Below are 23550 nucleotides of genomic sequence, written 5' to 3'. Positions count from 1 at the left end.
ATTTTTGAGAGTTAATATTTCCTTAGCAGTTTGGATGTCTGCTCAGCGAGGTCATCAAGATGAATAAGCGCGTATTTCAAAGCGGCTCAAAGAGATCTGAAAAAAAGGCTTCGGTCGCCCGCCGTTTCGCCAAAGACGAAGGTGGTGCGGTATTCACGCTTTTTGTGCTTATCGGCCTTCTGATGATGTTTGCGACAACCGGTCTGGGCGTCGACATCATGAAGTTCGAGCGCGAAAGAGCGACGATGCAAGCAACGTTGGATCGCGCTGTCCTTGCTGCTGCCAACTTGGACCAAGTTGATGTAGACCCCAAGCTGGTGGCTGAAGAGTACATCAAGAAATCTGGGTTGGGTGACGTCAACTACGACATCGAGGTCATTGAAGGCATCGGATCTCGGAAAGTGATCGCGTCGGCAGATAAAACCGTCACAACAAACTTCATGAGGTTTGTGTACATCGACACTTTGACCGCCTCAGCGACAAGTACCGCGGAAGAATCTGTTGGTTCTGTTGAAATTTCCCTAGTTCTGGACATGTCCGGTTCGATGACACGGGCATCCGCCACGGAAGGCCGATCCAAAATTGCGGTTCTGCGCGATGCGGCTAAAAGTTTCGTGGACACAATGTATGAGAAAGAAAATCCGGATAAGATTTCAATCTCGATCATCCCCTACGCCACGCAAGTGAACGCGGGCGAGAATATTTTGGGCAAGTTCACCAACGTGACGTCAGAACACAACTACTCACATTGCTTGAACTTCAGCGCGTCAGATTTCCGGCGTGCTGCTTTGGACCCAACCGCCTCGTTGCAACGCACTGCCCATTTTGATCGCTATCGGTCTAACCGCAACCAATGGGAAGAACCCAGATATCCTACTTGCCCGACGCGGGACGGTAGTGAAATTACTGCTCATACAAACGACATTGACGAGTTGCATGATCGGATCGACGATCTTACTGCGCAGGGCAATACCTCGATCGACATCGGCGTGAAATGGGGCATGGCGTTGCTGGACCCCGAGTTTCAAGACCTCATAGAAGACTTGTCGGAGCAAAGAGTTAGCCCGACTTCGACCAAGACAATTGTTCCAGCGGAATTCAGTGATCGCCCAAAGAACTATGAAGACGATGTTGAAAAGATTCTTATCGTCTTTACCGATGGCGAGAACACCTCACAATATAGGCTGGAAGAAGATCTGCGTGACGGGAATTCGGATGTTTGGTTCAACGCTGGATACACACATTGGGACGGCAAAATAGGTGAATACAGCGTCAGAATTTCGGACCCTGGTGATCCACCTGTTTACTATTGGTCTCGTCAGCAGGAATACCGCGACCACGCCCATGGCGATCAAGAGGATGGAGATGCCATTCGCCTGACTTATCCACAATTGTTCAATCGTGCGTCGCTGCGCTGGAATGCCGAAAACAACTACCGTTTTGACAGCAATCGTATCAACAACTGGTATTACGGTGCATATAACTCTATCGGTTCGTCCACAAAAAACATTCGCACCTCTGATATCTGCTCAGCCGCTAAGGATAAGGGTGTGATCGTCTACGGCATTGCTTTCGAAGCACCTGCAGTCGGCGTAACCACCATCGAGGATTGCGCCAGCAGCCCCAGCACAGTTTATGCAGTCAACAGCGATGGAACTTTGGGCAACAACAATTTGACCCTTAAACAAGTGTTCGAATCCATCGCTGCCTCGATCAAACAATTGAAGTTGACGCAATGACCCGTGGGTTTCTGAAAAATATACTGCGGTTCAGGCGGTCTGAGAAAGGCGGGTTGGCGGTTGAGTTCGTCATCTTGTTCCCCTTGTACCTCGTCGTCATTTTGTGCGCTGTGGAATATGCACTGGTTTCCGTAAAACAAGTTATGTTGGAACGTGCTGTGGATTTGGTTGTCCGCGACATCCGTCTTGGAACCGGATCGGGACCCACGCACAATCAGATCAAGGATGCAATTTGCGAAAGATCCCTCGTTATTGACGATTGCACGAGTAATTTGCAGCTGGAGATGATCCGTCAGAGCGCTTTCACCGGCGTCACGCTGCCTGTGTCACCGGACTGTACGGACCGTGCGGAACCGGCAAAACCCGTGCGGGAATTCACGAATGGTCCAGCAAATGAATTGATGATCCTGCGTGCTTGCGCACAGATTGATCCGGTTTTCCCCGGATCAGACATGGCAGTCGCCTTGGTAAGTGACGGTGGCGTGATCTCTCTGACTTCAACGACCGCTTTTGTTCAGGAGCCTTGATACAATGCGTTTTCTAACTAGAATCCGACAGTATCTGAGAAGCTCGGCACGGCGTGAGAACGGGAGCCTAACACTGGAATCCCTGCTGTTATTCCCGATCTTCGTTATGACGATCTCTCTGACTTATACGTTCTTTGACGGTTTTCGCCAAAGCACTTTGAACGTGAAAGCCGCGTATACGGTAAGCGATCTGCTCTCGCGGGAAAAAGACACTGTTACTGACACTTACATCGAGTCCATGCACACCCTGATGCAACGGATGGTGAACAGCACCGCCGAGATGAGATTGCGTGTTTCATTCATCCGCTATTTCGAAAACGGAGGCGACGACTACTACGATGTCGAATGGTCAACGACCTGCGGATTTCCTGGGATTTGGGAAAACGGCAATATCGACCAGTTGCGTGACCGACTTCCTCCTATGGCCGACCTAGAACCGATGATCATCGTGGAATCGTCAAACGACTATGAATGGACAGTCAAGCCCGCCTGGCTGGAAACCGACTATCAATTCGAGAACTACATCTTCACGCGTCCGCGTTTCGAAAATCAGATTATTGGGAATGTTTCTCAACAGGGCTGCCAGTCGTAACCAGAGCCTGCAGTATTTCGCACATGAACTTGGTTTCGGCGGCCGTTGTTACCCCGCCGACACCCACCCGACGTCCCAATCGCCACCACAGGCCGGGCGCCCAGCTATTTTCGGCACTTTGCCGTGTCTTTAGAAGAAACCCGTTTGAGGGTTTGAACGCAAAGACGCCCCGGTCAATGCTCTCGATATCTTCGACTTTGGCAATCAGCCGCCCTGCCCCGGTTCTGAGTTCGGTTTGCGTCAACTCGATCGCTTCATCGGTCGCGAACCACATTCGGTAGGCCAACCAGAAAGACGCACCACCCACCACAAGCAGGAAAACCAGCCATATCGGCTCGGATGGATGTGCCAACGCGACATACAGAACAAGTACACCGACACAGCCCAACATTCCGGTGCCCAACCAACGTCTGGCGATTGAGGGCCTGATGGTGGCCAAAACCTCTTGTTGCATGTGACTCCCCGATTTTTTCGCCACGGTTTAACGGTTTTGTTCCAGGAAGGACAGAGGGGTAGATTTCCGCACAGCACCCGTTCTTTTCTGCTGATTGACCAGACTTGCGCTTATCATACATGCAAACCAAAGCTATTGGAGGTCACAATGTCCCTACGACCAGTTTTGGAAACCCGCAAATCCACACCAACGCTTGAGGGCGCGGGGGTCAAATTGCACCGCGCGTTTGGGTTTCAGGACCCATCTGAACTGGACCCATTCCTGCTGTTTGACGACTTTCGCAATGAGAACCCGCAGGATTATCAAGCGGGTTTCCCATGGCACCCTCATCGTGGAATCGAAACGATCACCTATGTTCTGGCTGGCACGGTTGACCACTCGGACTCATTGGGCAACAGCGGGACATTGGGCGCCGGAGATGTGCAGTGGATGACAGCCGGGTCTGGGATTTTGCATCAGGAAATGCCGACGGGTAACGCCGCTGGCCAAATGCATGGTTTCCAGTTGTGGGGCAACCTGCCCTCGGCACAGAAAATGACTGCGCCGCGCTATCAGGACGTGCAAAGCAAGGACATCCCGAAAATCACCGATGATGACGGAACAACTGTGCGTGTGATTGTAGGAGAGTTCTGGGGCAAGACCGGCCCGGTCGATGGGATCGCAGCCGACCCGCAATATCTGGACATTCAGATCCCTGCAGGGGTCAAGAAAACATTCCGGATAGATACCTATCGCCGTGCCTTCGCATATGTGTTTGAAGGTCAGGCTGCCTTTGCCGACGCGTCGCATCCTACTGGCGTCCTGCTGGAAAAAGAGGTTGCAGGGCAAGAAGTTAACATTCGGGACATGTCCGGTGATCGAACCCTTGTGCGCTTTGGCAGCGGCGATGAGATCACGGTGCAGGCCGGCCCTGAGGGTGTGCGATTCCTTTTGATCTCAGGGGCACCGATTGCCGAACCTGTGGCTTGGCACGGCCCCATTGTCATGAACACTCGGTCCGAATTGGAACAGGCCTTTCGCGAATTACGTAATGGCACGTTCATTCGACCGGCACACTAGATCGAGACCGATCTACGCACCATGTCCCAATAGACCTGCTCGACTTCGTCCAGCGACAAGCGTCCACCTGCGCGATACCAAGTCATCACCCCGTTCAGCATGGCAATGACGGCGAGGGTGGCGATCTTGGTATCCGCGATATCGAACACCCCGCCCTGCTGCCCGCTGCGCAAGATGGTCTCTAACGCGTTTTCATAGCTGCGGCGCAAGGCCTCGATTTCCGAGAAGTTTTCCGGTGTCAGGTTGCGCAATTCCATATAGGCAATGAACACCTCATCTGGGCGTTCCAAGTGAAAGCGGATATGAAACCCTACGAACTGGCGCAACGCCTCGGACGCATCGGCAGGATGGTCAAGGTCGTCATAAGCCAAAAGCAGCTCTTGCATGTGTTCGTGCATCAGACGGTATAGCAGGCTTTGTTTATCCGGCGTGTAGTTATACAGAGCACCTGCCTGCACCCCGACCTCGGACGCGATCTGGCGCATCGAAACGGCCGCATAGCCGTGACGGGCGAACAAACCCAGCGCCGCCTTGCGGATGCGTGGGCCGGTAATATCGGAATGTGAACCTTGCGTACGTGCCATTCCCACACAGTATCTGAACGTTTGTTCAGATAGAACCCCGCTTGAACCAAGTCACTAAAAGGTGCATCACAGTTTCAGTTGATGTTGAAAGAGTTCTGCATGAAACCCCTGCCTTTGCTGATACTGATGCTCGCATGTGCCGGATGCACCGATATTCCAGAATTGGAAGGGCGCGAGTTGCCGGAGCTGGAGTCGGCACGCTATCCTAAACTTATCCCGCTGCAGGAAAACCTGGGCCCCGCCGTTGATCCGGTGAACGAGGCCGCCGTGGTCGAAGAAGACTTGATTGCGCGGCGTGAGGAACTTGAGAAAAAGTCAGAAGAACTCCAGAACGCGGAAATCAACTAAGCTCCTACGATTCAGCCCCGTCCGGGACCAGGACGCATTGCACCCTAGCGCTGAACCCGCTAAGGCAGCGCTGAACGGGCAAACGGCCCGAAACCACGGAAATTTCGAGCGGAAAGGAACCCACGGGATGACACAGGTGCTGCGGCTGGGAATTGCGGGCTTGGGAACGGTTGGCGTGGGTGTCGTAAAGATCATCCGCCGCCACGCAGACCTGCTGCAGGCGCGCACGGGCCGATCTGTCGAGATCGTTGCCGTTTCGGCGCGCGATGCGAATAAGGATCGCGGTGTGAACCTGTCGGACTACGCCTGGGAAACCGATCCCATGGCGTTGGCGAAGCGCAATGACATCGATGTGTTTGTCGAACTGATCGGCGGCGAAAACGGCCCGGCCAAAGCCTCGGTCGAGGCGGCGCTGGCCACTGGCAAGGACGTGGTGACCGCCAATAAGGCGCTGCTGGCGATCCACGGTCAGGACCTAGCCGAAAAGGCCGAAGCAGCCGGCCGTGTCATCCGGTTCGAGGCCGCCGTTGCAGGCGGTATCCCGGTGATCAAGTCGCTGACCGAAGGGCTGGCCGGAAATGAGATCACCCGCGTCATGGGCGTGATGAACGGAACCTGCAATTATATCCTGACCCGCATGCAATCGCAGGAGCTGGGCTATAACGCGCTGTTCGAAGAATGCGCGCAGCTTGGGTACCTTGAGGCCGATCCGAACCTGGACGTTGGCGGCATCGACGCGGCGCATAAGCTGGCGTTGTTGTCTTCGATCGCTTTTGGCACCAAGCCGAACTTCGATGGAATCCAGATCGAAGGCATTCAGCAGATCACCCTGGAAGACATTCATCAAGCCGCCGATATGGGCTATCGCATCAAACTGCTGGGCGTCGCGCAACGCTCGGCCCGTGGTTTGGAACAGCGTATGCAGCCGTGCCTTGTGCCCAGCAGCTCACCCTTGGGGCAGTTGGAAGGCGGCACAAACATGGTGGTGATCGAGGGCGACGCGGTCGAGCAAGTCGTGCTGCGTGGCCCCGGTGCTGGCGAAGGCCCTACGGCAAGCGCAGTGATGGGCGATGTTTGCGATCTGGCACGCGGGCTGCAAATCCCGACCTTTGGTCGCCCCGCAACCTCGTTGCAAGATGCCAAGTCTGCGGTGACCGGACTGCCCGCCCCCTATTATCTGCGGCTTGCCCTGTTCGATAAACCTGGTGCGCTGGCCAAAGTGGCGGCTATTCTGGGCGATGCAGGTGTTTCAATCGACCGGATGCGCCAATACGGGCACACGGAAAGCACCGCTCCGGTTCTGATCGTCACCCACAAAGCCACGCGCGCCACGCTGGACGTTGCCCTGAACGGGCTGCGGGACACCGATGTGGTGGCGGATGAGCCAGTTGCATTGCGCATCGAAGAGGTTTGACCCTTGCGGCCTGCCCAAGACGCAGGCTATGCCGAAGAAAACGCCGATACTGACCTGAGGATAGTGAAAAATGAGTGCTGCCAAGATTGATTTCAACGACCGACTGTTGTCTCTGGGCCTTGCGCGGGTCGCAGAACAGGCCGCACTGGCGTCCGCCTCTCTGGTTGGGCGTGGCGACGAAAAAGCCGCCGATCAGGCAGCAGTAAACGCCATGCGCGAACAGCTGAACCTGCTGGATATCGCGGGTGTGGTTGTTATCGGCGAAGGTGAACGCGACGAAGCGCCGATGCTGTATATCGGCGAAGAAGTCGGCACCGGAAACGGACCTGGTGTGGATATCGCGCTGGACCCGCTGGAAGGCACCACCTTGACCGCCAAGGACATGCCAAATGCGCTGACCGTGATCGCCATGGGCCCGCGCGGCTCGATGTTGCATGCGCCGGACGTTTACATGGACAAGCTGGCCATTGGTCCGGGATTCGCCGAAGGTGTGGTCAATCTGAACATGTCGCCCCGCGAACGGGTCGAAGCACTGGCCAAGGCCAGGGGTTGTGAGCCTGCCGATATCACCGTCTGCATTCTGGAGCGTCCCCGTCACGAAGCGATGATCGCTGAAGTCCGTGAAACCGGAGCCTCGATCCGCCTGATCACCGATGGTGACGTGGCCGGTGTCATGCACTGTGCCGAAAGCGAAGAGACCGGCATCGACATGTATATGGGTTCGGGTGGCGCGCCCGAAGGCGTTCTGGCTGCGGCTGCGCTTAAATGCATGGGCGGGCAGATCTTTGGCCGCCTGTTGTTCCGCAACGATGACGAACGCGGCCGCGCCGCCAAGGCAGGCATCACCGATCTGGATCGCGTTTATTCCCGCGACGAAATGGTCACCGCCGACGTAATTTTTGCTGCCACCGGTGTCACCGGCGGTTCGCTGTTGCCGCGCATCAAGCGCGAACCCGGCTGGGTCGAAACCACCACGCTGCTGATGCGGTCGAAAACCGGCTCGGTCCGCCGCATGTCGTATCGCACGCCGATGTGGCCCCACGACAAAGCGTGATGGCTTGCGCCATTGCCTTCGGCGAGAGTATTTGGAAAAAGATGAAGAGGCCGGATCCGAGAGGGTCCGGCCTTGGCGCATAAGAGGCACACCATGAGTTATCTTGGGGTTGAGCAGTCACTATCCGGGCGACGTTGGGTCGGCCCAGTGCCCGCCGTTGAGCGGGCCGCGGAAATGCTGATCCAACAGGCCGGTCTGCCCCGCGCGGTGTGTCAGGTTCTGGCGCGACGCGGCGTCTCTGCTATGGAGGCGTCCGGGTTTCTGGAACCCAAACTGAAAGAACTGCTGCCTGACCCGCGCGACATGAAGGATATGGAAAAAGCCGCAACGCGATTCCTGTCAGCGGTCACGAACAATGAGCGGATCGCAGTGTTCGCGGACTATGACGTAGATGGCGCCAGTTCTGCGGCTTTGCTGCTGGTTTGGCTGCGGCAGATGGGCCTGCAGGCTACATTGTACGTGCCCGACCGAATTGACGAGGGCTATGGCCCCAACGTGCCCGCGATGCAGGAACTGGCCGCCACGCATGACCTGATCATCTGCGTCGATTGTGGCACGCTGAGTCACGAACCGATTGCAGCCGCCAAGGGCGCGGATGTGATCGTGTTGGATCACCACTTGGGCGGCGAAACTCTGCCCGATTGTGCCGCCGTGGTGAACCCTAACCGGCAGGATGAAAGCGGCGATCTGGGCTTTCTCTGCGCCGCCGGTGTCGTGTTTCTGATGCTGGTCGAAGCCGGACGTCAACTGCGTGAGGCAGGTGTAAACGGGCCTGACTTGATTGGTCTGCTGGATCTCGTGGCGCTGGCGACCGTGGCTGATGTGGCCCCGCTGATCGGGGCAAACCGGGCGCTTGTGCGACAAGGCCTGAAGGTAATGGCCCAACGGCAAAGGCCCGGTCTTGTGGCGCTGTCGGATGTGACGCGCATGGATTCAGCGCCTAACAGCTATCACCTGGGGTTTCTGCTGGGTCCGCGCGTGAACGCGGGCGGGCGCATTGGTCAGGCGGACCTGGGCGCGCGGTTGCTTAGCACAGAATCGATGCATGAGGCGCAGGCGCTCTCGCAACGCTTGGATGAATTGAACACCGAGCGTCGTGACATCGAAAACGCCGTGCGTGCCGCAGCCTTGGAGCAGGCCGAGGAACGTGGTCTGGATGCGCCGCTTGTTTGGGCTGCGGGTGAAGGCTGGCACCCTGGTGTAGTCGGCATCGTGGCCTCACGCCTGAAGGAAAACGCCAACCGCCCCGCGATTGTCATCGGTTTCGACGGGGATGAGGGCAAAGGCTCGGGCCGTTCGATCTCGGGCGTTGATCTGGGTGCGTCGATCCAGCGGCTAGCGGCCGAAGGGTTACTGGTGAAGGGTGGCGGCCACAAGATGGCGGCGGGGCTGACCGTGATGCGCGACCAGTTGGAACCTGCCATGGCGCGGCTCAGCGAATTGCTGGCCAAGCAAGGCGCGGGTGAAGGCGGTCCGGCCGATTTGAAACTGGATGGCACCCTGATGCCTGGTGCAGCCACTATTGATCTGATCGAACAGATCGAAAAGGCAGGTCCGTTCGGGGCCAGCGCCCCAGCCCCGCGATATGCGCTGCCCGACCTGCAGGTGCGTTTTGCCAAACGCGTTGGTGAATCCCATCTGAAACTGTCCCTGTCCGACGGTGTTGGCGGCGGTCTGGACGCCATTGCCTTTGGGGCCTTTGACGGTCCGATGGGCGAAAAGCTGTCAAATCACGGCGGCGCGCGCTTTCATTTCGCCGGACGGCTGGAAGTGAACACGTGGGGTGGACGCCAAAGTGTGCAACTTCGGCTGGAAGACGCAGCAGAGGCCATTTAAGCCCGATTTCAGGCCTTGGAAAAAACTTTCACGTCCTTGCATTTTTCGGCTTGCGGGGGTCCGGGCGAAACCGTAAAAGGCCCTCCACAAGGCAGCGTGGCCCGTTCGTCTATCGGTTAGGACGCCAGGTTTTCAACCTGGAAAGAGGGGTTCGATTCCCCTACGGGCTACCACTTGTGCTTGCGCCATACCAAATGGCCCGTTCGTCTATCGGTTAGGACGCCAGGTTTTCAACCTGGAAAGAGGGGTTCGATTCCCCTACGGGCTACCACTTCCCTATTTAGACACCAAACTTCTCGTGGCACAGATTTTGTATCTGCCCCCAGGTCGACTTGAATTCCGGTGTGTTTTCCGCCGCATAGTGAAAGTTCTTCATCAATCCTGTGAGCTGCGTAAACACCTGCCGAACCTCGGCCTTGTCAGCGAACTCCGCAGTTGATTGGGTCACGTCGTAGACCAGCTTGAAGGTCATTTTCTGACGTTCCAGCGGCACCGTCGCGTCCACTTTGTCAAACGCGTCCTGCTGTAGATAAACCATATCCACAAACAGCGCTTTTTGCTGGGTTACGAAATCTTGGATCGTGACGCCCTCTTCCCCCGTCACCTGCATCATCTGATCGACCTGTTCGCCTTTTTCGATCAGGGCCAGCAAATCCCGGACCTTGCCGGTCCAACCCGGTTCGGCGTTTTTGTCGTACCAGTCGGACAATTGATCCGAATAGCGCGACCAACTGAGCATCGGATCGACCGCAGGATAAAACCGCTTGTACGCGCGTTCCGAAGACAGGCCGAGGAAACATTTCACTGTGGACAGGGTCGATTGCGTGACCGGCTCGTCAAAGTTGCCGCCGGCGGGCGAGACGGTTCCGATCAAGGTAAGGCTGCCCAAATCGCCGTCATTGGTTTTCATTGCTCCGGCACGCTCATACAGTCCCTTGATCGAGCTTTCCAGATAGGCAGGAAAACCCTCTTCGCCCGGGATTTCTTCAAGTTTTCCGGATGTTTCGCGCATCGCTTGCGCCCAGCGGCTGGTGCTGTCGGCAATCAGCAACACGTCATAGCCCATCTGTCGATAATATTCACCCAGCGTGATACCGGTGAAGATCGACGCCTCGCGCGCGGCAACCGGCATGGACGACGTGTTGCAGATGATGATCGTACGATCCATCAGGCTGCCACCCGTGGTTGGGTCGGTCATCTTGGGAAACTCGTGGATCGTCTCAACCACTTCACCCGCACGTTCGCCACAGGCTACGACAATGACGATATCCACCTTGGCATTGCGCGCGATCAGGTTTTGCAGAACGGTTTTGCCCGCCCCAAACGGCCCAGGAATACAGGCCGTCCCCCCGCGTGCGATGGGAAAGAACGTGTCGATCAGGCGCTGAGAGGTCAGGACCGGTTCGGTCGGATACAACCGCTCGGACAGCGCGCGTTTCAGAGTGCTTTCCGATAAAGGCCGCCGCACTGGCCATTTCTGGCATAAGGTCAGCGTGTGTTCGCCGCCTTGCTCATCTTCCAGACGGGCCACTATGTCGTGGATCGTGGCCGCGCCTTTTTGTACCCAGATGACCTTGTAATCACCCATCCAGTTAAACGGCAGCATGATCTTGTGGGTGAAATGTCCCTCGGGGACCGTTCCGATGCTGTCACCGGCCGTCACCGTATCCCCGACCTTGATCGAAGGGCTGAACGACCATTTTACCTGATCGTCCAGCGGAGTGACATCGGCCCCGCGGGGCAGGAAGGTGCCAAAATCAGCCGCTACTTTGGGCAAAGGCGATTGCAACCCGTCGAACACCTGCCCCAACAAACCCGGCCCCAGCTCGACCGACAGCAATTGGCCAGATTGTTCGACCGGGTCGCCCACGGCAACCCCGTCGGTGCTTTCATAGACCTGCACATCCGCCGTATCACCACGCACCCGCAGCACCTCGGCCTTCAGGCGTTCCTGCCGCCCACCCGGCCCGGGGCGTGTCGGCAGAATAAAGACCACTTCGTTCTTGACCAACTGCCCGGGCTGGCCCGAGGCGTCATGGTTGGCCTGTATCTGCACCAACCCCTCTTGCACCGAGACGACACGGGCGGTGGCGGTCTGTTTGGCAGAGGTTGGGGCGGTCATGCGTTTGCTCCGTCAAAATCGATATCGGCGACATTAGCCATGGCCTGCTGGGCCAGATGCTCAAATCTTTTGGCTGCCGCCTGCGCATTGCTTTGCGCCCAGCGGTCGAAAATGTTCCAGATCAGCACGTAGATCACCACTGCTTCGAAATCGAAATAATGGCGGGCAGCGTGGCGTTTAAGTTGCTTGTGGCTGACCGACAAGAGCAGCCGTTCCAAGCCCAAAGGATCTGCGGCGTCCAATAGTTGCTGGGCCTCCTTGATCCAAGGCATCGGACCTTCCAATCGAAAGCTCGGGTCGTTCCAATTGGCAGGGATATGGCGGGCCCAACGCCCCATACCGAACGATCCGGCAGGTGGGCTGACCCCCTGTTTGCGCAGGCGCAGCGCGGCCACTACAGTACGCAAGTCCATCCGCTCAATAAGCATCTTGCGCAAGGTGGGCTGCGAGATATCGTGCAACGCCTCGTTGCAGCGCCCAATGGCCTGCGCGTCGGTTACCCCGATGTCGTAGTCGCCCCAGTTCAAAGCATGCTCCAACACCTTCAAAACGCGCGCATCCTCGGGTGTCAGCGCCTGTAAACGTCGATCCAGCCGCAACCGCGACAAGGGCGGCTGTTTGGCGACAAACAACCGCTCCGACCCCGGTAAGCTGCTGATCAGCGCGATATAGGCGTCAGGGTTTGGCATTCTAACGGATCACCCCCTCCAGAACGGCCCGGAAACGCGGCTGTAGATGCTCCATCAGCAACGAGGCCACCGCTTTATCCGTCAGATCCAAAGCCACGCCTTGATCGTCCGCCCGCACCCGTATGCCACCCTCGGCATCATCCGAGGCGTGCAGTTCGACCTGCTCGCGCAGCATTTCAGCGGTCAGGCCCAGTACGTATTTGGTGAGCTTGCCAGACTGGATATCGTCGGCATTCTGTTTGATATCCTCTTGCGTGGCGATCTTGGCGGGCAAAATGACTTCTACCTTTCCGCCCAGATTGGCGCCTTCTGCCGCACGGCCCACAACTTCGAGTATCATCTGCTTCAGCAGGTCTGGATCGGCCATTTCCTTGGTGACCAGACGTTCGACATCTTCGCGGAAGCGGTCCGTCAGCCCGGCTTTCATGGTCAGCACCGCATCCCGCATGGCAGTGTTCAGCGCCTCTTCGCCCGCTGCGCGGTAGTTGTCAGAATCCGTGCGGGCCTTCTTTTGATACGCGTCCGCCTCGCGTTTGGCGTCGGCCAGTATCTTCGCCGCTTCGGCCTTGGCATCGGCGCGCAGTTTCTCTGCATCCGCCTGGCCAGCGGCCACCCCATCGTTGCGCAACTTGTCGATCAGCGCGTCAACACCGTGAGAGATCATGCCATCCTGTGCCATCAGCTTATCCCCGCGCTGATGACCAAGGCAAAGACGAAGGCGAAAACGCCAAAGCCTTCGATGATCGCGGCCGGTGCCAACGACAGCCCGAAGATTTCCGGCTTTTCCTTGGTTGCATTGATCGCTGCTGCACAGGCCCGGCCCTGCCAGATACCGCAATACATCAAGGCGATGCCCGACAAGATGCCGATCCCGAACAACCCGCCCGCATTTTCAGGCGTCACCTCACGGTTCAGGGTGAACATGATGACGATGCCATAGATCACCATGGTCGACGGAAAGGCCGAAACGCCGACGAACCGACCATAGCCCCCCTCGGTCTCGGTCATGGCGCCGATGCTAGCCATTCCGGCAATGGAGCAGCCAATGGCGCTTGCCGCCGCACCCAGTGCCATCGGTGCGTAAATCCCCAGCCAACCCAATGTAAGAACAAGCTCATTCATTCCTGAACCTCCTTGCGGGCAAACGGGCGAAAGACGATGCCTTCATCCGGCAAACCCCATTTAAAGAATTCGATGTAATTGAGACGCAGCCCGTGGACGACGCCGCTCATCATCGCGAGGGCGAAGTTCAGGGCGTGACCGACGATCAGGATCAGCAGAGCGAACAGGATCCCGGGCCCCTTCAGCGCGTGCATCACTGACACCGCCAGATCGTTGAATGTGATCGCCAGCGAGGCCGAGGCCAAGCCCAGCGCGAACAGGCGCATATAACTAAGGACGTCACCAAACGCCCCCATCGCTCCGGCCAGGGCTTGGATGCCGCCAATCAGACGCCATAACCAATCGATTGGCTTGTTGATCTGACGGTCGCTGGAAAACCAAAGGATCGCCAGAACACCCGCGCTAAGGATCACCGCACCGGGTGTTGCAGAGTTTCCCTTCATAAAGCTGAGCCACAAAACAAATCCGCCAATCAGTGCAGCGATCCAGCCCAGATTGGCAATCGCATTGCGCTGCCCCCAGGCGGCGTGGGCGGCCAGTGCATTGGCCAGCACCAGATGCAGAACTCCCACAACGATCGAGACCATCATCATGGCACCAAAATTGTTCAGATCGAGCAGTTTCACCTTGGCGAGGATCGACCCTTCCGGCGGTGACACACCGAAATAACTGCCCACCAGAACGCCATATACAATCGTCGCGCCCGAAATGATCAATCCGTACCGACGCCATGATTTCTGCCCTGCAGTTCCGTCCATTCGTTTCCAAAACAGCAGCAAGCCCAGCAATATGATCGCGCCGTACCCCGCATCGGCCACAATCATGGCAAAGAAGAACGCGAAGGACACGGCGACGATGACGCTTGGGTCCCAATCCTTGTAACCCGGCACTTGATAAAACAGCGCCAAGTCTACGGCAGCATTACGTTTTTCCGGCTGTTCCAACAGCGTGGGTGGTGAGTCTTCGGGGCCTGGATCCTCGATCAGAATAGCGGCGTTCTTACCCTTCGCCATGTCCAAAACAGCATCAATGCGATCCTCTGGCACCCAGCCCTGAAGGGCAAACATCGCCTCTTCATCGCGCACTTTCTGCGTCGCATGGGCAAGCTCTGCTGCGCTCTCAGCCACCGAGAGGTTACGCCGCATCAGCGTTAAGTAGCGGGTCTGGGCGACCCGTTCGGCCTCAAGCGCTTCGATGGCAATTTCCACCTCTTCCAACTGGGCTTCAAGCTCATGAATGGGCAGTGACCCCGTATGGGTGCGCGGTACTGGCAGAATGTCGTCGGCGGGCTCATCCGACGAGATCAGAACGGCATAAATAAACCTATGGTCCTGCTCCAGAATCGCCCAGGGCAGCGTCAGGTCATTCAAAACATCTCGATGCTTTAACGGCAGTTGGTAGAACCATAGCCGGTTGCCCGCCAGAACGTCATCGGGCGGAAAATCCAGATCGCCCCACGGCCGCACCTTCGCAATGCGATCGGCCAGAAAATCCCGCCTGTCTGTCATGTCGCGACTGCGTTGCATCAGGTCGCGCACATCCTTGACGAACTGATCCATATTAAAGTCCGTGTCGCGCTGAATTTGGCGGCGTGGCTCAGGTACATCTGTCAGGAAACGCAACGCCTTATAGGCATCTCTTGCACCGCGCGCGCTGATCTTTTCCGGCTCAGATGGTGGCGGGGCCAGTGGCAATACATGCATGCACCCCAGTGCTTGCAACGCCTCAAGCGTTTCGGTTTTCTGCGCTGCCCGTCCTACCAGCGAGAGCTTTTTGAGACGCGCAATACTCATGACGCCGCCTCTTGCGCATGTTTACGCTTGGAGATTTTCGAGCGGACGACGGCCTGCATCTGCTCATCACTCAGGTAGATGCGGATCTTCTTGATATTGGCCTTGGCGCGCGGGATCAGAACCTTTTCGAACAGGTTCACCCGCTGCGTGATCGTGGCAACGGCCTTGTCGAAAATCCTGACCCTCTCCTCGGCTACTTTGACCCGCAGGCGCGCCTCGATCATGTCATGCAGCAACTGCGCCGCGGCATCCACCCAATGGGGTTTTGCCAACAGCGAATAAGGGCGCACAGCAACCTCGATCCAGTCCAGATCAGGCATCTTGACGCCCACCACGTTGACCTCTTTGACCCTGTATTCTTTCAGTTCCACCAGCCCGTCCAGATCGATGCTTTGCTGTGCCAGCATTGGCAGCTTTGCCCCCACCTGCTGGGCCAGCTCTTGCACCTCGTCCTCCAGCCGCCTCACCTCCTCACGGGCTTTCACACGTTCCGCCATCAATTGCTGGCGCTTGAGGTCCAGTGACGGCAGGAACCGCTCATAGCTTTTCAGCTGCGTCTGCTCGCGGGCGAGCGACGATTTATTCAGCTGCAACCGCGCCATCGGCATCCTTTGGGAAATATTTGTCGACCAGAGATTGCTTCATCAGCAATTGTTCTGGGGCAAAACACTCAGCCAGCGTTTTCCAGCCCAGATCAAGCGCATCCTCCAGCGGGATCGAGACGTTGATATCCATGAAACGCTTACGGAACAGCGCGCCAAACTTCAGCAGTTGGTGATCGTAATCCGACAGGTCAAAGGCCATCGCCTGCTTCTGCGCGGCGTCCCGGCTTTCCGAATAAAACCGGATCATCGTATTCATAATCTGCCCGTGGTCTTCGCGGGTCGTCTTACCAACTACGTTCTGCTTGAGGCGCGACAGGCTGCCGAACGGGTCGATCACACCCGAATGCAGGTAAATCTGGCCTTCGGTGATATAGCCCGTGTTGTCCGGCACCGGATGGGTCACGTCATTGCCTGGCATTGTCGTCACGGTCAACACGGTGACCGACCCGCCCTTGGCGTAATCACACGCCTTTTCGTACCGGCGCGCCAACTGCGAATAGAGGTCACCCATATATCCGCGCTGCGATGGAACGCGTTCCTGACTGATCCCCACTTCTTTCATCGCATCGGCGAAAGCGGTCATGTCAGTCATCAGAACCAGCACGCGCTTGCCCTCTTCCACCGCGAATTTCTCGGCCACGGCCAACGCCATATCCGGCACCAATAAACGTTCGACCAGAGGGTCCATCGCCTGATTGACGAACATCACGGTGCGCGAGAACACGCCCGCATCCTCAAAGGAGGTGCGGAACGTGTAATAGTCATCAAAGATCAATCCCAGCCCGCCGAACACCACGATATCGGCATCCGCCTGAATACCGATTCGGCTGAGAAAGGCGTTGAACGGCTCACCTGAGACCGAGAAAATCGGGATTTTCTGGCTTTCGACAAGCGTGTTGAACACGTCGATCATCGGCACATCCGTGCGGATCATCTTGTTGGGAACCGCACGCTCGGCCGGGTTTACGGTGGGACCACCGATGTCGATGCGCGGCTCGGCAGTCAGGTCGGGTCCGCCGTCGATCGCCACCCCCGCCCCGTCGAACACGCGCCCCAAAATGTTGGCCGAATAGGGCGTCTGCATTGGGTGGCCAAGAAAGGTCGCCGTCGCCTCGGTGGATATGCCTTTGGTGCCCGAGAACACCTGCAACGTCACCACGTCCCGATCAATTAAGATCGCCTGAGCCAGAGTTTTGCGGCCATCCACCGTCTCGATCACCGCCAGATCGTTGAAGCGAACGGCTGGGTCGCGCGCGCCATCAATCGGCACCCGAACCTTGATCGTGTCACCGACAATTTCCAGAACACGCGTGTACTTCAACAGGCTTCGGGACATCACTTACCCCCATGCGTCAAAGAGATTTTCAGTAAATTCACCACGGTGGTCAGTGGCATTTTTTGTAATTGTAAGGACAGCTTACAACGAATTCAGAAATTGGCAACCGAGGATAAATCAACCCTTCGAAACCGGCGGAATGTTCATTTACTAAAAATTTAGTTTGACAGGTGCGCAGAAAATCGCTGATGCTGTCGGTCATCCGGTTAGCACCGGACAACCATAATTTTTGGGAGGAGACAGATGCGGAGACATCTACTTTCCGCAGTGGCGGCGGCTGCCGTCATTGCGGGGCACGGTCCCGTTTGGGCCGACGAAGCCGCAGCACAACGTTGGATCGACGACGAATTCCAGCCATCGACCTTGTCGAAAGACGAACAGATGTCGGAAATGCAGTGGTTCATCGAAGCTGCACAGCCTTACGCTGGCATGGAAATCAACGTCCTGTCCGAAGGCATCCCGACACATTCTTACGAATCCGAGGTCCTGACCAAGGCGTTCGAGGAAATCACTGGCATCAAGGTCAACCACCAGATCCTCGGTGAAGGCGAAGTGGTTCAGGCGGTTCAAACCCAGCTGCAGACCGGCCGGAATCTGTATGACGGCTATGTCAACGACAGTGACCTGATCGGCACCCACTCGCGCCTGCAACTGGCCTATCCGCTGACCGACATGATGGCTGGCGATTGGGCGGCGACAACTTCGCCGACGCTGGATCTGGATGACTTCATGGGCATTCAGTTCACCACCGGTCCGGACGGCAAGCTGTACCAGCTGCCTGACCAGCAGTTCGCGAACCTTTACTGGTTCCGCAAGGACTGGTTCGACGACGAAGCCAACAAAGCCGCGTTCAAAGAAAAGTACGGCTATGACCTGGGTGTTCCGGTCAACTGGTCGGCTTACGAAGACATTGCCGAATTTTTCACCAATGACGTGAAGGAAGTCGACGGAGTGGCGATCTATGGCCACATGGACTACGGCAAGCGCGCACCTGACCTTGGTTGGCGTATGACCGATGCGTGGCTGTCAATGGCCGGTGCCGGCGACGTTGGCGAGCCGAACGGCATTCCGGTTGATGAGTGGGGCATCCGCATGGAAGCGGGCACCTGTAACCCTGTTGGTGCATCCGTGTCCCGCGGCGGCGCTGCAAACGGTCCCGCTGCGGTCTATGCGATCCGCAAATGGGATGAGTGGCTGCGGGCCTATGCGCCTCCGGGTGCGGCGTCCTATGACTTCTACCAGTCGCTACCAGCGCTTAGCCAAGGCAACGTCGCCCAGCAGATCTTCTGGTACACCGCCTTTACTGCCGACATGGTGAAGCCGAAATCCGAAGGTAACAACACGGTGGATGACGAGGGCACGCCGCTGTGGCGGATGGCACCCAGCCCGCACGGCCCCTACTGGGAAGAAGGCCAGAAGGTTGGTTATCAGGACGTGGGGTCTTGGACCTTCCTGAAATCGACCCCTGCGGATCGTGCTCAGGCGGCTTGGCTCTATGCCCAGTTCGTGACCTCCAAGACTGTCGATGTGAAGAAGTCCCACGTCGGTCTGACCTTCATCCGCGACAGCTCGGTCAATCACGAGTCCTTCACCGAGCGCGCACCCAAGCTGGGTGGTCTGGTCGAGTTCTATCGCTCGCCTGACCGTGTGGCATGGTCGCCCACCGGCATCAACGTGCCGGACTATCCGAAGCTGGCCCAGATCTGGTGGCAGCAGATCGGTGACGTGAACTCGGGTGCGTTTACCCCGCAAGAGGCGATGGACCGTCTGGCTGAAGAGATGGACATCACCATGGCCCGTATGCAGGCCGCGGACGAAAGCGCCGGTGTGTACGGTGGTTGTGGTCCACGCCTGAACGACCCGCAGGATCCTGCCTTCTGGCTGGAAAAAGAGGGTTCGCCAAAGGCCAAGCTTGAGAACGAAAAACCGCAAGGCCAAACTGTCAACTATGACGAACTGGTTCAGCGCTGGCAGGCTCAGTAGACCATTGAAACCCGGGGGTGCCGGTTCAGGCATCCCCACCCCAAAGACCAGTGCGATGCACTGAAGGACCGGAACTCACGGACATGATTGAACTTCAAGATGCCACGAAACGCGTTGGCAACGTCATCCATATCAAACCCACCAACCTGACACTGCAAACGGGCCATTTCAACGTGCTGTTAGGCGCGACGGGCTCGGGCAAGACCTCTCTGATCAAGATGATGGCCGGGCTGGACCCGATCGCCTCGGGCAAGGTTCTGATGGATGGGCAGGATGTGACACGGCTGAACACGCAAAAGCGTCAGATCAGCTTGGTACACCAGTTCTTCGTGAACTACCCGCATATGAGTGTTTTCGACAATATCGCCTCGCCCCTGCGCGTGGCTGGTATGGCGCAATCCGAGATCGAGGGCCGCGTGGAAGAGGCCGCCGATCTGCTGCAATTGCGCCCGATGCTTAACCGTCGCCCGCATGAGCTGTCGGGCGGGCAACAACAACGTACCGCGCTGGCCCGTGCCATCGCGAAAGAAAGCCGCGCCGTGTTCCTGGATGAACCGTTGGCGAACCTTGACTACAAATTGCGCGAAGAGCTGCGCGAACAATTACCAGACCTGTTTGCAGGTCGCGGTGCCGTCGTGGTTTATGCCACCTCGGAACCAGAAGAGGCCCTGCTGTTAGGTGGGTACACCGCTCTGATGGAAGACGGCCACGTTACTCAGTTCGGCCCAACCGCTGATATCTATCGCAATCCCGAAAACATAGCCGCTGCGCGGGTGTTCTCGGACCCGCCAATCAATGTGGCTCGAGTCTCGGTCACTGGCGCTCAGGCGCAACTGGCGGGCGGGGGCGGCTGGACCGTTACGGATATGGCTGATGGAGAATACATGGTTGCTGTGCGTCCGCACCGCGTGACCCCGGTCCGCACCTCGGACGCAGATGTTGAACTGACCGGTCGCGTGATCGTCACTGAACTGTCCGGTTCCGATTCCAGCGCGCATTTCCAACATGGGGATGAAGCGTGGGTCTCGCTGGCTGCCGGTGTGCATCCCTATCAGGTCGGTGAGGATCACAGCTTCTATATGAACCCGGCGCATTGCCGGTATTTCGGTCAAGACGGCAAAAGGGTGGCCTGACATGGCACAGATCAAACTTTCAAACCTGCGACACAGCTATATGCCAACGCCAAAAGGCCCGGAAGATTACGCACTGAAGGAAATCGATGTGACCTGGCGCGATGGTGGGGCCTACGCGCTGCTCGGCCCGTCGGGCTGCGGCAAGTCCACTCTGCTGAACATCATCTCGGGGCTGTTGACGCCGTCCGAGGGGCAGATTCTGTTCGATGACCGCGACGTCACCACCCTGCCCCCGGATCAACGCAACATTGCGCAGGTGTTCCAGTTCCCAGTGATCTACGACACGATGACGGTGGGCGAAAACCTTGCCTTCCCCCTGAAAAACCGGGGCGTCGATGCCACAACGATCAAACGTCGGGTCGATGAGATTGCCGAGATGCTGGACGTCACGGATATGCTCAACACCCGTGCATCGGGTCTGAGTCCGGATAACAAGCAGAAAATCTCGATGGGGCGCGGTCTTGTGCGCGATGATGTAAACGCGGTGATGTTTGACGAACCCCTTACGGTGATCGACCCGCATCTGAAATGGAAACTTCGGTCAAAGCTGAAAGAGCTGCACCAGCGCGTGCAAGCCACGATGATCTATGTGACCCACGACCAGACCGAGGCGCTGACTTTCGCGGACGAAGTCGTCGTAATGCAGGAAGGCGAAGTGGTTCAGATCGGCACTCCAGTCGAACTGTTTGAACGCCCCCAGCACACATTTGTCGGGCACTTTATAGGTTCACCCGGTATGAATGTCCTGCCCTGCGAGGCCAAAGGCGACCGCGCCGTGTTCGAAGGCCACGAGGTGATGCTGGAAGGTCCCACCCTTGGTGACGGAGGCCGTACACACCTGGGAATCCGCCCTGAGTATGTGGGTTTTGGGGACACCGGCATCCCGGCGCATGTGACCAAAGTGGCCGATATCGGCCGCCACTTTGTTGTCAGTGCGATGGTCGGCAACACGGCCCTTAAGGCTGTGACCGAACACAGTGTACCCGAGCCCGGATCACAAGTCTTTCTGCAATTTAAACCTGAACAATCCCGCGTCTATCGCGACGGCTGGATCGCAACCGAGGAGCGGGTGCAATGAGAACCGAAAACCAAAAGGCATGGTTCTTTGTCTTGCCCGTTCTGGCGCTGGTCGCGTTCAACGCGCTGGTGCCGATGATGACCGTGGTCAACTACTCGGTGCAGGAAACCTTCGGCAACAACCAGTTCTTCTGGGAAGGTCTTGGTTGGTTTGAACAAATCCTGCGATCTGACCGATTCCAGGCCGCACTGGGGCGGCAGTTTCTGTTCACCTTCCTGATCCTGATCATCGAGGTCCCGCTGGGTATCATCGTGGCCTTGTCGATGCCACGCAAAGGGTTTTGGGTGCCGGTTTGTCTGGTGCTTATGGCGCTACCGATGCTGATCCCGTGGAATGTGGTCGGCTCGATGTGGAATATCTTCACCCTGCCCCAGATCGGCCTGTTGGGTTACTTTCTGAATGACGTTTTGGGCATCAATTATGACATGACCCAACAGCCAATCTCGGCTTGGATCACTGTCGTCGTCATGGATGTCTGGCACTGGACCTCGCTGGTGGTCTTGCTGTGCTATGCGGGGCTCGTGTCGATCCCTGATGCGTACTACCAAGCGGCCAAGATCGACGGTGCCACCCCGTGGTCGGTGTTCCGCTATATCCAGTTGCCCAAGATGAAAACGGTTCTGACCATCGCAGTCTTGTTGCGGTTCATGGATAGTTTCAACATCTACACCGAGCCATTCGTTCTGACCGGCGGCGGCCCCGGCAACTCGACCACCTTGCTTTCGATCGACCTTGTGAAGATCGCGCTGGGGCAATTTGACCTTGGTCCTGCGGCCGCGATGAGCCTGATCTATTTCGCCATCACGCTGCTTGTGTCGTGGCTATTCTACACTCTGATGACAAAGGATGACGCAGAATGAAAAAGCGTTCCATCATCCCGATCCTCTATATCGCATTCCTGATGCTGCCGATCTATTGGCTGGTGGCGATGTCCTTCAAGACCACGAATGAAATCCTGTCGGGCTTTTCCCTGTTTCCCCAGACCTTTACGTTGGAAAATTACATCACCATCTTCACTGATCCAACATGGTATTGGGGCTACATCAACTCGATCACCTATGTGACTCTGAACACGGTGCTTTCTGTCTGCGTGGCTTTGCCTGCCGCCTATGCGTTCTCGCGCTATCGGTTTCTGGGTGACAAACAGCTGTTCTTCTGGCTGCTAACCAACCGTATGGCCCCAGCGGCGGTCTTCGCCCTGCCGTTTTTCCAGCTTTATTCGTCGATCCACCTGTTCGACACGTATCTGGCCGTGGCGTTGGCGCATACGCTGTTCAACGTGCCGCTTGCGGTGTGGATTTTGGAAGGCTTCATGCGTGGCATCCCGAAGGAACTGGATGAGACGGCTTATGTCGATGGCTATTCCTTCCCGCGTTTCTTCGTGACCATCTTCCTGCCCAATATCAAAGCGGGCGTGGGCGTCGCGGCGTTCTTTTGCTTCATGTTCTCATGGGTTGAGATGCTGCTGGCCAAAACCCTGACCGCGGTCGAGGCCAAACCTATCGCAGCCGTAATGACCCGCACCGCTTCCAGCGCGGGGTATGAGTTGGGCCTCCTGGCCGCCGCCGGAACGCTCACCATCATCCCCGGCGCCATCGTCATCTGGTTTGTCCGCAACTACATCGCGCGTGGTTTCGCGATGGGTCGTGTATGAGGTTCGAAATGCGAAAATTGCTACTCATCCTTCCCTTCCTGCCCTCGACGGCTTTCGCACAGGCTCAGGCCGGATGGGGCAATGTCGGCCAGCAAGAGGAAAAGGGTTTTTCCTGGACCGCACCCCTGTGGCCCGATTTCTGGATGGCCTGGACCCCGGCCACATTGGCCTTATTCGTAGGCATCTTTTCGGCCATTGCCCTGATCGGCGTTCTCGAAGGTTTCAAGTACCGCGACGGCATCGAACGACGAGGTGTTTTAGGCCTGTCAACCACGCTGGGCGACCGGCTGTTCATCACCCTGCTGGGATCAGCCTATATCTTTCTGGCCTGGCTTGGTCTGGTGGGTCAGCCGGTCTGGACACCACTTTTTCTGTCAGTCGGCTGGGGCATCTTCGTCTTCTGGAAAGTTTAAGCTTTGCGAAACAGC

23 protein-coding genes, 2 tRNA genes and 1 pseudogene are annotated in these 23550 nt (G+C 57.2%); 17 read left to right on the top strand and 9 right to left on the bottom strand.

The window, feature by feature from the left end; all coding sequences use genetic code 11:
• Positions 1-59 precede the first annotated feature (59 nt).
• The 4 genes and pseudogenes from ACR0DL_RS02350 (at position 60) to ACR0DL_RS02335 (ending at position 2858) form a co-directional block, all read left to right on the top strand.
• Positions 60-1739, top strand: coding sequence for a TadE/TadG family type IV pilus assembly protein (locus ACR0DL_RS02350; RefSeq protein ID WP_480687404.1), 1680 nt, complete (start codon positions 60-62; stop codon positions 1737-1739).
• Positions 1736-1891, top strand: a pseudogene (locus ACR0DL_RS02345) (TadE/TadG family type IV pilus assembly protein); the annotation flags it as partial. The gene ACR0DL_RS02350 and the pseudogene ACR0DL_RS02345, both read left to right, overlap by 4 nt.
• 132 nt (positions 1892-2023) lie before the next feature.
• Positions 2024-2266, top strand: coding sequence for a hypothetical protein (locus ACR0DL_RS02340; RefSeq protein WP_480688490.1), 243 nt, complete (start codon positions 2024-2026; stop codon positions 2264-2266).
• Between the two features lie 4 nt (positions 2267-2270).
• Positions 2271-2858 (top strand): TadE/TadG family type IV pilus assembly protein, encoded by a 588-nt coding sequence (locus ACR0DL_RS02335; protein ID WP_480687402.1) that lies wholly within the window; start codon positions 2271-2273, stop codon positions 2856-2858.
• Here the strand turns inward: ACR0DL_RS02335 and ACR0DL_RS02330 are convergent.
• Positions 2821-3312, bottom strand: coding sequence for a hypothetical protein (locus ACR0DL_RS02330; RefSeq protein ID WP_480687400.1), 492 nt, complete (start codon positions 3310-3312; stop codon positions 2821-2823). The genes ACR0DL_RS02335 and ACR0DL_RS02330 overlap by 38 nt on opposite strands.
• A 147-nt stretch (positions 3313-3459) precedes the next feature.
• Between ACR0DL_RS02330 and ACR0DL_RS02325 the strand changes: the two genes are divergently transcribed.
• A complete protein-coding gene (locus ACR0DL_RS02325) occupies positions 3460-4371 on the top strand; it encodes a pirin family protein (protein ID WP_170532833.1) in 912 nt (303 codons plus the stop codon).
• Here the strand turns inward: ACR0DL_RS02325 and ACR0DL_RS02320 are convergent.
• Positions 4368-4955, bottom strand: coding sequence for a TetR/AcrR family transcriptional regulator (locus ACR0DL_RS02320; protein ID WP_170357779.1), 588 nt, complete (start codon positions 4953-4955; stop codon positions 4368-4370). The genes ACR0DL_RS02325 and ACR0DL_RS02320 overlap by 4 nt on opposite strands.
• A 99-nt stretch (positions 4956-5054) precedes the next feature.
• Between ACR0DL_RS02320 and ACR0DL_RS02315 the strand changes: the two genes are divergently transcribed.
• The 6 genes from ACR0DL_RS02315 (at position 5055) to ACR0DL_RS02290 (ending at position 9878) form a co-directional block, all read left to right on the top strand.
• Entirely contained in the window at positions 5055-5303 is a 249-nt protein-coding gene (locus ACR0DL_RS02315) for a hypothetical protein (RefSeq protein WP_170513157.1), read from the top strand.
• A gap of 127 nt (positions 5304-5430) precedes the next feature.
• A complete protein-coding gene (locus ACR0DL_RS02310) occupies positions 5431-6717 on the top strand; it encodes a homoserine dehydrogenase (RefSeq protein WP_480687398.1) in 1287 nt (428 codons plus the stop codon).
• 70 nt (positions 6718-6787) lie between these two features.
• Positions 6788-7771 (top strand): class II fructose-bisphosphatase, encoded by a 984-nt coding sequence (glpX, locus tag ACR0DL_RS02305; protein WP_480687396.1) that lies wholly within the window; start codon positions 6788-6790, stop codon positions 7769-7771.
• A 93-nt stretch (positions 7772-7864) separates the two neighbouring features.
• Entirely contained in the window at positions 7865-9607 is a 1743-nt protein-coding gene (gene recJ, locus ACR0DL_RS02300) for a single-stranded-DNA-specific exonuclease RecJ (protein ID WP_480687394.1), read from the top strand.
• 98 nt (positions 9608-9705) lie between these two features.
• Positions 9706-9780: transfer RNA gene (locus ACR0DL_RS02295), tRNA-Glu, on the top strand.
• Positions 9781-9803: 23 nt separating this feature from the next.
• Positions 9804-9878, top strand: a tRNA-Glu gene (locus tag ACR0DL_RS02290).
• Positions 9879-9887: 9 nt separating this feature from the next.
• Here ACR0DL_RS02290 and ACR0DL_RS02285 read toward each other — a convergent pair.
• Genes ACR0DL_RS02285 through ACR0DL_RS02255 form a run of 7 tightly spaced genes read right to left on the bottom strand, consistent with a single transcriptional unit; the run spans position 9888 to position 17274 of the window.
• The gene (locus tag ACR0DL_RS02285; protein ID WP_480687392.1) at positions 9888-11729 is read right to left on the bottom strand and encodes a V-type ATP synthase subunit A; all 1842 of its coding nucleotides are present in this window, start codon (positions 11727-11729) and stop codon (positions 9888-9890) included.
• Entirely contained in the window at positions 11726-12418 is a 693-nt protein-coding gene (locus tag ACR0DL_RS02280; RefSeq protein ID WP_480687390.1) for a hypothetical protein, read from the bottom strand. The genes ACR0DL_RS02285 and ACR0DL_RS02280 overlap by 4 nt, the downstream gene beginning before the upstream one ends.
• Position 12419: 1 nt before the next feature.
• The gene (locus ACR0DL_RS02275; protein ID WP_480687388.1) at positions 12420-13097 is read right to left on the bottom strand and encodes a hypothetical protein; all 678 of its coding nucleotides are present in this window, start codon (positions 13095-13097) and stop codon (positions 12420-12422) included.
• The gene (locus ACR0DL_RS02270; protein ID WP_170348235.1) at positions 13097-13540 is read right to left on the bottom strand and encodes an ATP synthase subunit C; all 444 of its coding nucleotides are present in this window, start codon (positions 13538-13540) and stop codon (positions 13097-13099) included. The genes ACR0DL_RS02275 and ACR0DL_RS02270 overlap by 1 nt, the downstream gene beginning before the upstream one ends.
• The gene (locus ACR0DL_RS02265) at positions 13537-15333 is read right to left on the bottom strand and encodes a V-type ATP synthase subunit I (protein WP_480687386.1); all 1797 of its coding nucleotides are present in this window, start codon (positions 15331-15333) and stop codon (positions 13537-13539) included. Before ACR0DL_RS02265 ends, ACR0DL_RS02270 begins: the two co-directional genes overlap by 4 nt.
• Positions 15330-15935, bottom strand: coding sequence for a V-type ATP synthase subunit D (locus tag ACR0DL_RS02260; RefSeq protein WP_480687384.1), 606 nt, complete (start codon positions 15933-15935; stop codon positions 15330-15332). Before ACR0DL_RS02260 ends, ACR0DL_RS02265 begins: the two co-directional genes overlap by 4 nt.
• Positions 15913-17274, bottom strand: a complete 1362-nt coding sequence (locus ACR0DL_RS02255; RefSeq protein WP_170357764.1) for a V-type ATP synthase subunit B — start codon at positions 17272-17274, stop codon at positions 15913-15915. The genes ACR0DL_RS02260 and ACR0DL_RS02255 overlap by 23 nt, the downstream gene beginning before the upstream one ends.
• Before the next feature lie 243 nt (positions 17275-17517).
• Here ACR0DL_RS02255 and ACR0DL_RS02250 point away from each other — a divergent pair, with 243 nt between their 5' ends.
• The 6 genes from ACR0DL_RS02250 to ACR0DL_RS02225 all read left to right on the top strand — a co-directional run bounded on the left by ACR0DL_RS02250 (position 17518) and on the right by ACR0DL_RS02225 (position 23535).
• Positions 17518-19257, top strand: a complete 1740-nt coding sequence (locus tag ACR0DL_RS02250; protein WP_170348231.1) for an ABC transporter substrate-binding protein — start codon at positions 17518-17520, stop codon at positions 19255-19257.
• An 83-nt stretch (positions 19258-19340) separates the two neighbouring features.
• Positions 19341-20390, top strand: a complete 1050-nt coding sequence (locus tag ACR0DL_RS02245) for an ABC transporter ATP-binding protein (RefSeq protein WP_170357763.1) — start codon at positions 19341-19343, stop codon at positions 20388-20390.
• Between the two features lies 1 nt (position 20391).
• The gene (locus tag ACR0DL_RS02240; protein WP_170374698.1) at positions 20392-21468 is read left to right on the top strand and encodes an ABC transporter ATP-binding protein; all 1077 of its coding nucleotides are present in this window, start codon (positions 20392-20394) and stop codon (positions 21466-21468) included.
• A complete protein-coding gene (locus ACR0DL_RS02235; protein ID WP_170348228.1) occupies positions 21465-22328 on the top strand; it encodes a carbohydrate ABC transporter permease in 864 nt (287 codons plus the stop codon). Before ACR0DL_RS02240 ends, ACR0DL_RS02235 begins: the two co-directional genes overlap by 4 nt.
• The gene (locus ACR0DL_RS02230; protein ID WP_155139158.1) at positions 22325-23122 is read left to right on the top strand and encodes a carbohydrate ABC transporter permease; all 798 of its coding nucleotides are present in this window, start codon (positions 22325-22327) and stop codon (positions 23120-23122) included. The genes ACR0DL_RS02235 and ACR0DL_RS02230 overlap by 4 nt, the downstream gene beginning before the upstream one ends.
• 8 nt (positions 23123-23130) lie before the next feature.
• Positions 23131-23535 (top strand): DUF2160 domain-containing protein, encoded by a 405-nt coding sequence (locus tag ACR0DL_RS02225; RefSeq protein WP_480687382.1) that lies wholly within the window; start codon positions 23131-23133, stop codon positions 23533-23535.
• Positions 23536-23550 lie beyond the last annotated feature (15 nt).

It is taken from the genome of Ruegeria sp. BB5 (genome assembly GCF_056539405.1).
The sequence above is the reverse complement of the archived record's forward strand: the minus strand, read 5'-3'. Positions and strand labels throughout refer to the sequence as shown.

Excerpts from the sequence above, each read along its gene's own strand:
- ACR0DL_RS02350 (WP_480687404.1), top strand. The coding sequence starts at position 60 with ATGAATAAGCGCGTATTTCAAAGCGGCTCAAAGAGATCTGAAAAAAAG.
- ACR0DL_RS02240 (WP_170374698.1), top strand. The coding sequence starts at position 20,392 with ATGGCACAGATCAAACTTTCAAACCTGCGACACAGCTATATGCCAACG.
- ACR0DL_RS02325 (WP_170532833.1), top strand. The coding sequence starts at position 3,460 with ATGTCCCTACGACCAGTTTTGGAAACCCGCAAATCCACACCAACGCTT.
- ACR0DL_RS02275 (WP_480687388.1), bottom strand. The coding sequence starts at position 13,097 with ATGGCACAGGATGGCATGATCTCTCACGGTGTTGACGCGCTGATCGAC.
- recJ (WP_480687394.1), top strand. The coding sequence starts at position 7,865 with ATGAGTTATCTTGGGGTTGAGCAGTCACTATCCGGGCGACGTTGGGTC.
- ACR0DL_RS02245 (WP_170357763.1), top strand. The coding sequence starts at position 19,341 with ATGATTGAACTTCAAGATGCCACGAAACGCGTTGGCAACGTCATCCAT.
- ACR0DL_RS02225 (WP_480687382.1), top strand. The coding sequence starts at position 23,131 with ATGCGAAAATTGCTACTCATCCTTCCCTTCCTGCCCTCGACGGCTTTC.
- ACR0DL_RS02265 (WP_480687386.1), bottom strand. The coding sequence starts at position 15,333 with ATGAGTATTGCGCGTCTCAAAAAGCTCTCGCTGGTAGGACGGGCAGCG.
- ACR0DL_RS02250 (WP_170348231.1), top strand. The coding sequence starts at position 17,518 with ATGCGGAGACATCTACTTTCCGCAGTGGCGGCGGCTGCCGTCATTGCG.
- ACR0DL_RS02330 (WP_480687400.1), bottom strand. The coding sequence starts at position 3,312 with ATGCAACAAGAGGTTTTGGCCACCATCAGGCCCTCAATCGCCAGACGT.
- ACR0DL_RS02285 (WP_480687392.1), bottom strand. The coding sequence starts at position 11,729 with ATGACCGCCCCAACCTCTGCCAAACAGACCGCCACCGCCCGTGTCGTC.
- ACR0DL_RS02260 (WP_480687384.1), bottom strand. The coding sequence starts at position 15,935 with ATGGCGCGGTTGCAGCTGAATAAATCGTCGCTCGCCCGCGAGCAGACG.
- ACR0DL_RS02320 (WP_170357779.1), bottom strand. The coding sequence starts at position 4,955 with ATGGCACGTACGCAAGGTTCACATTCCGATATTACCGGCCCACGCATC.
- ACR0DL_RS02315 (WP_170513157.1), top strand. The coding sequence starts at position 5,055 with ATGAAACCCCTGCCTTTGCTGATACTGATGCTCGCATGTGCCGGATGC.
- ACR0DL_RS02270 (WP_170348235.1), bottom strand. The coding sequence starts at position 13,540 with ATGAATGAGCTTGTTCTTACATTGGGTTGGCTGGGGATTTACGCACCG.
- ACR0DL_RS02235 (WP_170348228.1), top strand. The coding sequence starts at position 21,465 with ATGAGAACCGAAAACCAAAAGGCATGGTTCTTTGTCTTGCCCGTTCTG.
- ACR0DL_RS02335 (WP_480687402.1), top strand. The coding sequence starts at position 2,271 with ATGCGTTTTCTAACTAGAATCCGACAGTATCTGAGAAGCTCGGCACGG.
- ACR0DL_RS02255 (WP_170357764.1), bottom strand. The coding sequence starts at position 17,274 with ATGTCCCGAAGCCTGTTGAAGTACACGCGTGTTCTGGAAATTGTCGGT.
- ACR0DL_RS02230 (WP_155139158.1), top strand. The coding sequence starts at position 22,325 with ATGAAAAAGCGTTCCATCATCCCGATCCTCTATATCGCATTCCTGATG.
- ACR0DL_RS02310 (WP_480687398.1), top strand. The coding sequence starts at position 5,431 with ATGACACAGGTGCTGCGGCTGGGAATTGCGGGCTTGGGAACGGTTGGC.
- glpX (WP_480687396.1), top strand. The coding sequence starts at position 6,788 with ATGAGTGCTGCCAAGATTGATTTCAACGACCGACTGTTGTCTCTGGGC.
- ACR0DL_RS02280 (WP_480687390.1), bottom strand. The coding sequence starts at position 12,418 with ATGCCAAACCCTGACGCCTATATCGCGCTGATCAGCAGCTTACCGGGG.
- ACR0DL_RS02340 (WP_480688490.1), top strand. The coding sequence starts at position 2,024 with ATGATCCGTCAGAGCGCTTTCACCGGCGTCACGCTGCCTGTGTCACCG.